General features: G+C 59.8%; 11 protein-coding genes. 10 read left to right on the top strand and 1 reads right to left on the bottom strand.

Annotated elements, in window-relative coordinates:
- Positions 1-221: 221 nt before the first annotated feature.
- Entirely contained in the window at positions 222-1538 is a 1317-nt protein-coding gene (locus tag KGA88_RS10320) for an MFS transporter (RefSeq protein ID WP_223590568.1), read from the top strand.
- A 205-nt stretch (positions 1539-1743) separates the two neighbouring features.
- The gene (locus KGA88_RS10325) at positions 1744-3036 is read left to right on the top strand and encodes an OprD family porin (RefSeq protein WP_223590571.1); all 1293 of its coding nucleotides are present in this window, start codon (positions 1744-1746) and stop codon (positions 3034-3036) included.
- A 185-nt stretch (positions 3037-3221) separates the two neighbouring features.
- On the opposite strand, the gene KGA88_RS10330 is transcribed toward KGA88_RS10325, so the two are convergent.
- A complete protein-coding gene (locus tag KGA88_RS10330) occupies positions 3222-4115 on the bottom strand; it encodes a LysR substrate-binding domain-containing protein (protein WP_110660612.1) in 894 nt (297 codons plus the stop codon).
- A gap of 113 nt (positions 4116-4228) precedes the next feature.
- Here KGA88_RS10330 and phnA point away from each other — a divergent pair, with 113 nt between their 5' ends.
- The 8 genes from phnA to KGA88_RS10370 all read left to right on the top strand — a co-directional run bounded on the left by phnA (position 4229) and on the right by KGA88_RS10370 (position 13133).
- Positions 4229-5476, top strand: a complete 1248-nt coding sequence (gene phnA / locus KGA88_RS10335) for a phosphonoacetate hydrolase (protein WP_223590573.1) — start codon at positions 4229-4231, stop codon at positions 5474-5476.
- A 183-nt stretch (positions 5477-5659) separates the two neighbouring features.
- Positions 5660-6964 carry an alkaline phosphatase family protein gene (locus KGA88_RS10340; RefSeq protein ID WP_223590744.1) on the top strand — a complete coding sequence of 435 codons (1305 nt, stop codon included), beginning with the start codon at positions 5660-5662 and terminating at the stop codon, positions 6962-6964.
- Positions 6946-8475 carry an ABC transporter substrate-binding protein gene (locus KGA88_RS10345; protein WP_223590575.1) on the top strand — a complete coding sequence of 510 codons (1530 nt, stop codon included), beginning with the start codon at positions 6946-6948 and terminating at the stop codon, positions 8473-8475. Before KGA88_RS10340 ends, KGA88_RS10345 begins: the two co-directional genes overlap by 19 nt.
- Positions 8472-9293 (top strand): ABC transporter permease, encoded by an 822-nt coding sequence (locus KGA88_RS10350; RefSeq protein WP_033866403.1) that lies wholly within the window; start codon positions 8472-8474, stop codon positions 9291-9293. The genes KGA88_RS10345 and KGA88_RS10350 overlap by 4 nt, the downstream gene beginning before the upstream one ends.
- A gap of 1 nt (position 9294) precedes the next feature.
- Positions 9295-10215 carry an ABC transporter permease gene (locus KGA88_RS10355; protein ID WP_223590594.1) on the top strand — a complete coding sequence of 307 codons (921 nt, stop codon included), beginning with the start codon at positions 9295-9297 and terminating at the stop codon, positions 10213-10215.
- A 10-nt stretch (positions 10216-10225) separates the two neighbouring features.
- Positions 10226-11887 (top strand): dipeptide ABC transporter ATP-binding protein, encoded by a 1662-nt coding sequence (locus tag KGA88_RS10360; RefSeq protein WP_223590596.1) that lies wholly within the window; start codon positions 10226-10228, stop codon positions 11885-11887.
- A 255-nt stretch (positions 11888-12142) separates the two neighbouring features.
- Complete coding sequence (locus KGA88_RS10365) at positions 12143-12355, top strand: hypothetical protein (RefSeq protein ID WP_181432159.1); 213 nt, start codon at positions 12143-12145, stop codon at positions 12353-12355.
- 229 nt (positions 12356-12584) lie between these two features.
- Positions 12585-13133, top strand: coding sequence for an amidohydrolase family protein (locus KGA88_RS10370; RefSeq protein ID WP_263296071.1), 549 nt, complete (start codon positions 12585-12587; stop codon positions 13131-13133).
- Positions 13134-13360 lie beyond the last annotated feature (227 nt).

Genomic DNA, 13360 nt, shown 5'->3' on the forward strand with positions numbered 1-13360 from the left:
CTGCAACCTCCACAGATTCACGACTTTACCGAATAACCGGCAGAAAAGGATATCTGCCGTCGAACCAGGCCGTAGAGCACTGGTCGCCAAATACTGAGCAAGGGTCGACATCAAACCCTGCCCAGTCTTCTGACACTGCCTTTGGAAGCCGCCAACCGGTGCTACCAAAGCATTGATCCGCGGCTAAACAACAATCACAAAGTCACCGCCAGGAGACACCCATGCCCTCTGCAAATGTAGGTACACCCACTGCGACCACCGTCGCAGACCCAGTCCAGGCGCTTTACCGCAAGATCACCTGGAAGCTTATTCCCTTTCTCTGCTTCTGCTATCTGGCCTCCTATCTGGACCGGATCAACGTCGGCTTCGCCAAACTGCAAATGCTCGAGCATCTGCAGTTCAGCGAAACGGCTTTCGGCCTGGGCGCCGGTCTGTTTTTCGTCGGCTATATCATTTTCGAGGTTCCGAGCAATCTGGTCCTGGAAAAAGTCGGGGCGAAGATCTGGATCGCCCGCATCATGATCACCTGGGGGCTGCTCTCGGCCTGCACCATGCTCGTCACTTCCACCACGCAGTTCTACATTCTGCGCTTCCTGCTCGGCGCCGCCGAAGCGGGCTTTCTGCCGGGGGTGCTGTACTACCTGACCACCTGGTTCCCGACCTATCGCCGCGGCCGCATCATCGCTTTGTTCATGATCGGCCTGCCGTTGTCCAGCGTGCTCGGCGGCCCACTGTCCGGCTGGATCATGGGGCATTTCGATAACGCTGGCGGCCTGCGCGGCTGGCAGTGGTTGTTCCTCCTCGAAGCGATACCCAGTGTGTTGCTTGGTGTGCTGACCTTCTGGGCCTTGCCGAACAACTACCGCCAGGCCAAATGGCTCAATGATGACGAGAGAAACCTGCTGGAACAGGAACTGCGCGCCGACGACGCCGACTCCACCGGCAGCAAGCACAGCTTTCGCGACGGTTTCTTCAACCTGAAGGTGTGGATGCTCGGCGGCATCGACTTCTCGATCCTGCTCAGCGCCTATGCCATGGGGTTCTGGATGCCGACCTTCATCCGCAACGCAGGCGTCGTCGACACCTTTCACATCGGCGTGCTCACCGCGCTGCCGAGCATCGCCGCGTTGCTGGGCATGCTGTTGATCGGCGCCAGCTCCGACAAGCACCGCGAACGCCGCTGGCACATCATCGTGCCCTTTCTGGTGGGCGCGGCAGCCATGGCCAGTGCGCCCTTCTTTGTCAACAACGTGGTGGCGACCGTGGCGCTGTTCGCTATTGCGTCGGCGGCGATCATCGGCGCGGTGCCGGTGTTCTTCAGCCTGCCGGCAACCTTTCTCAAAGGCACCGCGGCGGCCACCGGCTTCGCCCTCGCCTGCTCGGTGGCGAACATCGCCGGGCTAGTCAGCAACTCGCTGATGGGCGTGGCCATCGACGTCACCGGCAGCAGCGCCGGCGCACTGTGGTTCTTCGCCGGCTGCCTGATTCTCAGCAGCTTCCTGGTGATCGCCCTGCCGGCCAAGCTGGTCAATCGTTGAGACACGTCAGCCAGGCGACTGCGTGTCCTGGTGTGAGTCGCAAGGGGATCTCATACCGGCCCCCTTGCGGCTGATCCCAGCGACGCGGAGCAGCTCAAGCCAGGCCCGCGAGCCATCAGCCACCTCATGATCAAACCCCTCCTGCGGACAGGCCTCAACCTCGTCTGACGGGAGGCGCTTTGTCCTCATTCCAGAGATCAACAGCATGCACACTCCTGCACTGCGCAAAGCCCATGCAATCAGCGGCACCCTCGGCGGTTGCCTGACGCTGGGCCTGGCCCCGCCACTGCTGGCCGAAGAAGCCGGCTTCATCGAAGGTGCGACGGCCAACCTGCAACTGCGCAACTACTACTTTAGCCGCGACTTCTCCGACATCGTCGGCCCCAACAAGCAATCCAGGGCCGAGGAGTGGGCCCAGGGCTTTATTCTTGATGCCCGCTCAGGCTACACACAGGGCAGTATCGGTGTCGGCGTGGACGTGCTCGGTCTCTACGGTGTCAAGCTCGACAGCAGCCCGAGCCGGGCCAGGACCGGACTGCTGCCGACACACGACGACGGCAGATCCGCCGATGAGTACGGCCGCCTGGGTGCGGCGATGAAACTCAAGGTCTCCAGCACTGAGCTGAAGGCTGGTGAGCTGCGGCCCAACCTGCCGGTACTGGTCTACAGTGATCTGCGCCTGCTGCCGCCGACCTACCAGGGCGTTTCGCTGGTTTCCAACGAATTGTCCGGACTAACCTTAAACGCTGGCCAACTGCACTCCACTAGCCTGCGCGACTCGAGTAACACCCAGGAGATGTATGCACTGATCAATGACCCGATCAATCCGGCGCGTATCGCCAATTTCACCAGTGACCGCTTCAACTATCTGGGTGCCGACTACAGTTTCAACTCCAATCGCACCAGCGTCGGTCTCTGGCAGGCGCAACTGGAAGACATCTACCAGCAGCGTTACTACAGCTTCAAACACGCCGAGCCAGTAGGTGACTGGACGCTAGGCATAAGTGTCGGCTACTTCGATGCCCGCGACGACGGCCGGAGCATCGCCGGCAAGCTCGATAACCATGCACTGTTCAACCTGTTGTCGGCGAAGCGCGGCGGCCATACCTTCTACCTGGGCTACCAGCAGATCGGTGGTGACGATGGTTTCATCCAGGTTGGCGCCAACACCAACCCGCTTGGCAATACCCTGCCTACCTACGAGTTCGCTGCGCCGGATGAACGCTCCTGGCAAGTCCGGCACGACTACGACTTCGTCGCCCTTGGAATTCCCGGTCTGACCACCACTCTGCGCTACGTGACTGGAGACAACGTCACCACTGGGCGGGGGTTTGAAGGTCAGGACTGGGAGCGCGATCTGGATATTGGCTACGCAGTCCAGAGTGGAGCGTTGCGTGGAGTGGGTATCCGCATCCGCAACGTTACTGCGCGCTCCAACTACCGTAGCGATGTTGATGAGAACCGGCTGATCCTCAGCTATAACATCAGCCTTTTCTGATAGCCGTACCCGCCGGAACTTTCGGCAGAGTAAGCCAAGAACCTGGGCACCCTCAGCGATGGTGCCCAGAAGCCGACGTGGCGAAGCAGAACCTCAGCGAGCATCATCACCCTCGGGAAGATCACCCCGTTTGGCCGAACACAGCCCTTCATGAAATCTGCATTCGCCTGACGGGGCCGTGATAGTTACTGAGTGACTTCAATGCTCCCCTGCTCAAGCAACCAGCTCTCGAACTTGCGATGGACGAGCGTCTTGGGTACGCCCGCCGGCGTCAGGCTGTAATAGCGGCGGCTTGGTGTCCGCAGGCCGGCAAAAGGCAGGACAAGCCGGCCAACATTGACGTCATGCTCAAGCGTAGGCATTGGGCCAATGCCCAACCCAAGGCCATCGATCAATGCCGTGTAGGTCACATAGAAGTGGTCGAAACGCTGGCGCGCGGAGGTGCCGTGTTCGGTTGATCCCGCCGCGTTCAGCCACTGCTGCCAGTCCCCTGGGCGCGTCTCGGTTTCAAGCAGCACATGCCGGGACAAATCTTTCAGTGAATCCAGAGGCAACCGGGCCAACAGACTCGGGGCCGCGACCACGGTCAGCCATTCATCGAGAAACGCCTGGGCACTGAAGTGATCGGTCTGCGGCGAACCGCGACGGATCGCCAGGTCGAAACTGCCGGCCAATGAAATTTGTTGAGTGGTCGCCGTTTGCACCTGAATCAACATGCCCGGGTGCTTTTCATGGAAGTCATTCAAACGGGGAATCAGCCAGCGCATCGCAAAGGTCGCGGGCGCGCTGACTCGCAGCAGCATGCTGGCACTGCCTTTGCCGTAGCGTTGCGCGGCATCGTTGATGCGCTCAAACGCTTCGCTGACCTCCAACGCAAACGCCAGGGCATGGGAAGTCGGTGCCATGCGCTGCCCGGCGCGCTCGAACAGTTTTTGCCCGAGCCAGTCTTCGAGGGTCTGGATCTGCCGGCTGACGGCGCCATGGGTAACATTCAATTCCTCGGCAGCGGCGCTGTAGCTCCCGGCGCGACAGGCGGCAAGAAAGGCCTTCAGGGCAGGCAACGGCGGAATACGGGACATGCAGGCCTCGGATCATACTGTGAATAAAACTCACAAACAGGGGAAAAACTAACACAACTTGAACATTATTCGCACGTTAATGTACCTGCATTGCCCCTCCAGTGAAGTCATTCATGAATAACTCAATAACGCTGCACCAACGCCAATATGCTCTTCCGACCCAGCCGGTGGTCGTGGTTTGCATTGATGGATGCGACCCGCAATACATCACCCAGGGCATTGCCGATGGCGTTTGCCCGACCATAGCCCGCTTTCACACCCAGGGTTTTGCCAGCACTGCCGATTGTGTGATGCCGTCGTTTACCAACCCCAACAACGTCTCCATCGTCACCGGGGCACCACCTGAAGTACACGGCATCGCCGGCAACTATTCCCTGGACCGGGAAACCGGGAAAGAAATCATGATGACCGACGCCAGTCTGCTGCGCGGCGAAACGCTGCTGGCGTTGTTGTCCGAGGCCGGCATTGCGGTGGCAGCAGTCACCGCCAAGGACAAGTTGCGCAAAGTGCTCGGCCATCACCTGAAGGGCATCTGTTTCTCCTCGGAAAAAGCCGGCACCTGCACCCTTGAAGAGCATGGCATCGATGATGTCGTGGAGCTGGTCGGGCGCCCCTTGCCCGACATGTATTCGGGCGACTTGTCGCTGTTCGTGCTGGATGCCGGCCTTGCCTTGTTGAAGGAAAAACGCGCGCAAGTCTTGTATTTGTCGTTGTCCGATTACATTCAGCATAAGTTTGCCCCTGGAACGGCCGAGTCCAACGAATTCCTCAAGGCCATTGATGATCGCCTGCAAGCCTTTATTGAACTAGGCGCCATTGTTGGCTGCGTGGCCGACCATGGCATGTCCGACAAGAACAACAGCAACGGCACACCCAATGTCATCTTTCTCCAGGACAAACTTGAAGAGCGTTTCGGCGCAAAAAGTGCGCGGGTAATCTGCCCTATTACAGATCCGTTCGTCCGACATCACGGCGCACTTGGATCTTTTGTTCGCGTGTACGCCAAGGACTCCGCCAATATAGAAGCAATGATTGATTACATCAGTGGCTTGCCCGGAATCGAAGACACTTTAAGTCGCCAGCAAGCTGCCATAAAACTTGGTCTGCCCGAAGATCGCGAGGCCGACATCGTGGTCATTTCGAGCGAATCCTGCGTATTGGGCTCCCGCGCCAGCGAGCATGACTTGTCCACCGTGGGTGACCGCCCCCTGCGCTCCCACGGCGGATACTCGGAACAATCGGTGCCGTTCATGCTGTCGCACCCGATGAGCGAAAAGTACCTGCAGTATGCGGCCTCCACCCGTTTGCGAAACTTCGACATCTTCGACTTTGCCCTTAACGGCGTACAACCAAACAATTAACAACGCAGTTCCAGCAATATAACCAGACAACAATAAAATATTAGCGAAGCTCTAACTAAAAGAGCTTCGCTTTTTCTGCTGCCTGCAATTCCATAATAAAAAATATTACAAATTGTCACGCATCTGAAATATTGAATTGCGATTATTTAAAACATGAAAAACATCAAACGCTGCATCCTCATCATGTGTGACAGTCTGCGTCGAGATTTGATACTTCCCGACAGCAGCCCTACGTTAACTGCGCTGGCCAATAATGCGTCCTGGTTTGCCAATGCCCGTGCAGTTTTTCCTTCCACTACTCGCGTCAGTTCGGCCTCCATTGCAACGGGATGCCACCCGGGCCGGCATGGCTTGCTTGGCAACAAGATGATCACCGAAGACGGTAAGGGACTGCGTTGCCACAACGTTGGCGAGCCGGTCTTTCGTGACCATCTGCAACGCGTCACCGGCCGCACATTGCGTGTTCCTACCCTCGCCCAGCGGGTGGCCGCCCATGGCGGCGCATGCATCATGTCCAATGTTTCCGCGGGGGCCGCTTACTTCAACGATCCGGACGGTTTTGGCGAAGTTTTCCATAGCGCCGGTTCCTATGGTCCGGGCCGCGAGCCTTATCTCGACGAGCGCGCATTGTTGATCAAGTCCGGCTGCATCGGCGACACGGAAATGACCGCGCGTTTCTGCGAAAAACTGCTCAAGCCCGATGCACCGGTCATCACCACATTATGGCTCTCGGAACCCGATCACAGTGGGCACGGACACCCTTTGGGCTCGCCGGCGCACTTTGCTGCCATCGCCAATGCCAATGCGTGCGTGGCCCGGGTGCTGGACGTCGTCGACCAATTGCGCGGCCGTGGAGAGGACGTGCTGCTGATGGTCGCGTCCGACCACGGCATGGAAACCGTGATCAACGAGATCGATGTCGGCCAGGCGCTGGTGGATGCCGGGCTCAAGGCCGCGGCAGACAGCGATGACGTGGTGATCGCCCCTAATGGTAGTTCCTGCATGGTTGCCATCGATCAGCGCGTCGGGTTCCTGCACAGCGCGATCGTGGATTTTTTCAACCGCCAGCCCTGGTGTGCCGCGGTCTACGAGAAACAGGCGTTGACTCAACTCGGCCTGTCTCCCGACGACGCCGGCAATACGCTCGCCGTCGTGATGCAGAGTTACGACCAGGCCAATGAATTCGGCATACCGGGCAGCACCTGCATCGTCGCCGACGCGCAAGACCCGAAAAACTACAACGGATATGGCCAGCACGGCGGCCTGGGTAATTACGAGCAGGCGCCATTCCTGATCGTGCAGGGTTCCGGGTTCCCGACGCAAAGCACGCATTACGGCCCTGCCAGCCTGGTGGACTTCGCCCCGACTTTCCTTCATCACCTGGGTTTGCCTTGCACCGACATGGATGGCAGCCCCCTTCAACTTCGCATTGGCGCTGACGACCACAGCGCTTCGAGGAGCCGTCTCTCATGCATCGCCGCACATTGATCCAACTGTTCGCCGTCGCGTCTTGCGCAGGGCTCTTTCCACCCTTGTTGCGCGCCGAGACAGGCGCTGCGCCCAAGGTGGGCGGCACCCTGAAAATTGCCCTGATGGGGCTGGACACCTCGGACCCGCACCGGCACTCAGGTTCCATTTCGGTCCAGCAGGTGTATGTCGAAACCCTGACCAGTGTGGCCAACGACGGCACGGTCAAACCCTTCCTCGCCGAACGCTTCGAGGTCTCGGATGATGGCAAGGTCTACACCTTTTACCTACGCGACAACGTGCAATTCCACAACGGCCGCACGATGACCGCGCAAGACATCAAGGCCAATCTGGAACGAGTGCGGGACAAAGTCAGCGCAGGCTGGTTGAGCACCTCGATGAAGCTGGTGGACACCATCAGCGTCACTTCTCCTCTTACCATCCGGATCGAGTTGAAAGAGAGCTTCGCGCCGCTGCTCAACCTGCTGTCCGAGCTGTGGATCGTGGCCCCGGAGTCGGAAGGTTGGGACGAGACCATTCGCCACCCGATAGGCACCGGACCTTTCACGTTCGGCACCTGGCAGGCCAACCAGCGCTTCTACGCCCCGGCGTTCAAGCAGTACTGGCAAGCGGGCCTGCCTTACCTGGACGCGGTCGACTTCGACCTGCGTGGCGATCGCGACAACAGCCTGTCGCTGCGCTCCGGCGACCTGCATGTGGCCTACGTCAACAACGAGCGCCTGCCGTCCTTGCGCAGCGACAACGTCGAAGTGCAGTTCCTGGGCGACACCTCGTGGTACTTCATGTCGTTCAACAACCGCAAGCCCCGTTCGCTTCTGCAGGACGTGCGCGTGCGTCAGGCGATTGCCCTGAGCATCGATAAATCGGCCTACATGAGCTTCATCGGCGGCCAGGAAGCGCTGATCAGCAATCAACTGACCCGGCCCCAGACGTTCTACTGGGACCAGGCTCTGGAACAGCGCGACACCTTCGCCCGACCGAACCTTGCACAGGCACGCGCGCTGCTGCAAAGCGCGGGGGTGGACCCTGCGCAACACACGCTGAAAGTCGTGTCCTGGCAGGCGGACTATGCCCAGGTCGCCGTGCAGATGGTGCGGGAACTGGGGTTCAAGATCGAGCATCAGGCGCTGGACGACATTGGCGCGCAACGCGCACTCGCGCAGTATGACTGGGACCTGGCGCCCTTCCATTCCGGGCCCCGTGCCGACGTGTACCTGCGCTATGCACGCCTGCAGTCCCAAGGCCCGAGTCCGATGCTCTGGGGCGGCATTCAGGACCCGGAACTGGATCGGCTGATTGCGCAGGCAGTGGACGCCCCTTCGGCCAGCGTGGCTCGCGAGCGTTATCTGGGCGCCTGGCAGCACGTGATGGACAAGCTCTACACCCTGGGGATTGGCCACAGTGCCGATGCCATCGGGGTCGCGGCCAACGTGCACGGCTACCAGACGGGTTTTACCTGGAGCCAGAACCGCGTCGATGGTGGCCTGGCCCGTACGTGGTTAAGCGCATGAGCCGGGTTATCAAGCAATGGCCGTGGCTGATACTGGGACTTGCCGTCGTGATTGCCCTCCTGGCCCCCCTGCTGCCGACCCAGGACCCGTACTACCAAAACCTGCTGGCGCGCAATCTTGCACCCTCGGCCCAGCATTGGCTGGGCACGGACAGCTTTGGGCGCGACGTTCTCGCGCGCCTGGTGGCCGGCACACGCCTGACGTTGCTCGTCGCCGTCGCCGCCACCGGCATCGCTTTCTTCGGCGGCGTGGGGTTGGGCCTGCTGGGTTGCCTTGCCGGAGGCGTGACCCGAACGGTGATTTATGCCGGCTTCGACATGATCCTCACGATGCCGGCCATTCTGTTGTCGCTGGCCCTGATGGTGGCGCTGGGGGTTGGCACAGGTTCGGTCATCCTGGCGGTCGGCATCGCATTCATGCCGCTGTTTGCCTACGTCACCCGGGCCATTCATGAGCGCGAGTCGGCCGCCGGTTATGTCACCGCCGCGCGAGTGATCGGGGTGTCGCCATTGACCATTGCCTGGCGTCACGTCCTGCCGAATGCCATCGGCACCCTGCTGACGCAAATCGCCATTGTCATGCCCCGCGCCATCACCACCGAATCCGTCCTGAGTTTCTTCGGCATGGGGGTCGCCCCCGACGTGCCGACCTGGGGCCGGATCATCGCCACGGCGGCCGGCTTTGCCGAGCAGGCGCCCCTTTCGCTGTTGTTCCCAGTGCTCGCCCTGGCATTGACCACGCTCTCGCTGTCGCTGGTCGGCACTCGCCTGCGCGACACCCTCGATCCCCTGAGCAAACAACTTGCTGCTGGAGCCTGACATGCAAGTCTTCTTGAAAACGGCGCCTTTTCTGCTGCGCAAGTTTCTAAACATAGCGGCCATCAGCTTCATCATCTTCATGCTGGTGCGAGCGGTGCCGGGTGATATCACGGATTACTACTCCGCCCGTGGCGATTATGACGCCAATGCCCTGCTCGCCTTGCGCCAGCAACTGGGGCTGGATGACAGCCTGCCGATGCAGTTCATGACCTGGCTCAAGGCGGCGCTGCACGGCGATCTCGGCGAATCGATGCGCTTTGGCACACCGGTCGCCAGCATGCTGCGCGACGCCTTGCCCAACTCATTGTTACTGTCCGGGGCGGCCTTGTTGTTCGGCCTGGTCACGGGCATGAGCGTCGCCGTGCTCGCGCTGGCCTTTCCCGCATGGCGCCTGGGCAAACTGCTGGAAAGCCTGAACGTCTGGTCGATTGCGGTACCGACCTTCTGCACCGGCGTCATCGTTATCCTGGTGTTTTCGGTCTGGTTGCGCTGGCTGCCCATCCGCGGGCAGCTGCTGTTGCCGGTGATCATTCTCGGCATCGATATCGCCGGCCAGGTGGTCAAGCCACTCTACGAAGAATTGTGCGCGACCACCCGGGCGCCGTTCATCCGCACCGCGAGAGCCAAGGGCCTGTCCAACTGGCGCATCGCCTGGCGCCACATCCTGCCCAATTCGCTGTCGGTGGTGGTGGCCATGTCCGGCGTCATCCTGGGTGGCCTGATTGGCGGCACTCTGACCATGGAAGCCCTGTTTTCCCTGCCAGGCCTTGGCAGTCTCACCCTCGAAGCCATTCACGGCCGCGACTACACCGTCATTCAGGCCGCCGTGATGCTGTTGGCAGCGTTTGTCGTCCTGATCAACATTGCCACCGCAGCGCTGCAAGCGTCGATCGATCCACGCCTGGCACGCCGCCATGAATAAGGAACTCGCCATGTCCGGTCCCCTGCTCTCCATCCGTGACCTGAGTATTCGCTACGGCGACAAGACGGTGGTCAACGGCATTTCTTTCGATATCCAGCCTGGCGAAGTGCTGGGCGTGATTGGCGAATCGGGCAGTGGCAAGTCGCTCACCGCCCTGGCGGCACTGGGCCTGTTGCCGGACGCTCCACAGCTGTCCGGCGAGCTACGTTACCGCGGTGAGGACTTGCTGCAGATGGCACCCGGGGGCTGGCGCAGGATTCGCGGTCGTCAGATCGCGATCGTCTTCCAGGACCCGATGACCTCACTCAATCCCTTGATGACCCTCGGCGCGCAAATCCTCGAAGCCATGCCGCCGGACCGGACACGCAATCGCGAGGAACGCACGTTGCACGCCACGCAACTGCTGCGCGAGGTCGGTTTGCCGGAGCCTTCGCGCCAGCTCTCGCGCTACCCGTTCGAGCTGTCCGGCGGCCAGCAGCAACGGGCAATGATCGCCATGGCGCTGGCCTGCGACCCGCAGCTGCTGATTGCCGATGAGCCCACCACCGCGCTGGACGTCACCACCCAGGCCCAGGTGCTGGCCGTGCTGCGCGATGTGCAGAAACGCCGGGGCATGGCGATGCTATTCATCTCCCACGACCTCGACGCCGTGCTGGCGATGGCGGACCGGGTGGCCGTGATGCGCCACGGCGATCTGCTTGAACAAGGCACGGCCCAGGCCATTTTCAATGACCCGCAGCACGCCTATACCCGCGCCCTGACAACCGCGCATAAACGCCGGTTGTCCGGTGCAAGGCAAAAAAACACAGACAACGTGCAGGGTCTGCCCCTGCCGCTGGTACGTGTGAACGGGGTCAGTGTCGAGTACGGCAGCGGACGCAACCGCAAACGGGTGCTCCATGACATCAACCTGCAGGTCGCGGCCGGCAGCACACTGGGTATCGCTGGCGAATCCGGCTCCGGAAAAAGCACCCTGGCCAAGGCCATCATGGGGCTGGTCAAACCCGTTACAGGCCGCATTGAAGTGTGTCGCACCGACCCGGCCCGACCGACCGACCGCAAGGCGTTCGCGCGGAGTTGCCAGTACATTTTCCAGGACACCGCAGGCAGCCTGAACCCCCGTCACCGCATCCTCCAGGCCTTGCTCGAAGCCGTGCAGATACAACAAGGCGGTGCCACCCTGAAAATTGCCGACCTGACGGCCCATTGCGCAAGCTTGCTCAGCGACGTCGGTCTGGACGCAGAACTGTTGCAGCGTTACCCCCACCAATTGTCAGGCGGTCAACGCCAACGCATCGTCATCGCCAGGGCGCTGGCCATGGAACCCAAGGTCCTGGTGTGTGATGAACCCGTGTCGGCACTGGACGCCACGGTTCGGCATCAGATTCTGGATCTGATCATGGACATCAAGAACAAGCGCAACCTGACGCTGATCTTTATCGGCCATGATCTGGCCGTGATGGAAGACATCGCCGATCAACTGATCGTCATGCAGCGAGGCTGTATCGTTGAGCAAGGCGAAGCACACTCGCTGTTCAGTGCACCGCGCGCTGATTACACACGGGAATTACTCCAGGCCAGCCACCTGTCACGGAATACGCCACTGACCCCATTTGCCGAGCCATGCGCAAATGGAGCAAGGCTCGTAAAACTGGCGCACATCAATAGGTAATGGTGACTGGACTGTCTTCGAGTTCCTCCACACCGAACGCCTACTTCAAAAGCGAATTGGCAGAGTTGTGGGGAAATCGACGGCAATAGGCCTTGAGCGGGAGCTAACGGCCGATTCTATTGAAAAAGTCGCTCTGCCCAAACTGCCTGATCATTGACAGGTGAAAACGCCTTTTTTGCACGCTGCTACGTCCGCAAGCCTCTGCCAAAAGTAAAGATTTCAATCTCTGACGCGTACTTTTCTGATGTGCAAACGATGGCCGACTTTTTCAACAGAATCAGCCAAAAGCTGCCTTTCACCGAAGGTCTTCCATCAGCTAGAGACAGTTATCAGGTAAGCAGAAATCTGCTGCAGAATGAACCTTCAAATGGAGGAATAGGTTGGAGGTTGCATGGCGATGCCGACACCCTTTGGCGTGCCGGTGATAAGGATGTCGCCAGGCTCCAGCGTCAGCAAACATATCAATAATGATATGACCTTCAATGAAACATGCAGCCCATTAGAAACGCATCTGATCAACGGAGACAGCCTATGACTTTGCTTGATGGTTATCACGCGACGCAGGCGCCAACGTAGCGATGCGGCGCATTGATGGACACGCTCACTATCATCCTGACCGTTATCGCAAGGAGGCAATCGAGGCTGGCCACTCGAAGCCTGACGGCATGCCCGAACTCCCTGAGTGGAGTCACTGCCATTGCCGGATATCGACGGCTCGCTACGTGAGCTCGAATACACGATGGACGCTCTGAAAACAGACGGCATTGTCATCGAGCGCAACCAGCATGGGATTTATCCCGGTGACGAGCGCCTCGATCCGATCTTCGCGGAGCTCGATCGACGCAAAGCGGAGTTGTTCATTCATCCGACTTCGCCAAACTGTCCCTGTTGCCAAAGACTGACCATGGGTTATCCCGCGCCGATGATCGAGTTCATGTTCGAGACTAGCCGCGCGGTTACCAACATGATCCTCAAAGGCACGCTGGATAAATTCCCCAACATCCGACTGATCATCCCGCATGCCGGCGCCACAATGCCGCTGTTGATCGACCGAATCATCGAGGCGTCGACGATTTACCGGAACCGCTGGATTCCGACCATGTGTTCGGGCTCCTGCGCAAACTGCATTTCGATCTGGCAGGCTTTCCTATTCCGCGTCAGTTGGAGCTGCTGTTGCAGATCGCCGATCCGGATAAGTAGCTCTATGGCAGCGACTGGCCTTTCACGCCGGAAGCGGCCGTGCTGAAACTCGCCGGGAACATCGACAGCACACCGTTGCTCAGCCTGCCCTGCGGCAAAGAATTTTGCGCGATAACGCATTGGCACTGTTTCCACGACTGTCCTGACAGCACCATGCGACTGCTCGGCGCGTAGATCTTGCTTCCATCTCCTCCGGAAGAGGTGAGGATTCCACCGAAAGCCAGTCGTTTTGTAGGGGTAAAAACGACCAAAAATAAAAAAGGGGTCGCGAGA

It is taken from the genome of Pseudomonas sp. A-R-19 (assembly GCF_019956575.1).
Lineage (GTDB): Bacteria > Pseudomonadota > Gammaproteobacteria > Pseudomonadales > Pseudomonadaceae > Aquipseudomonas.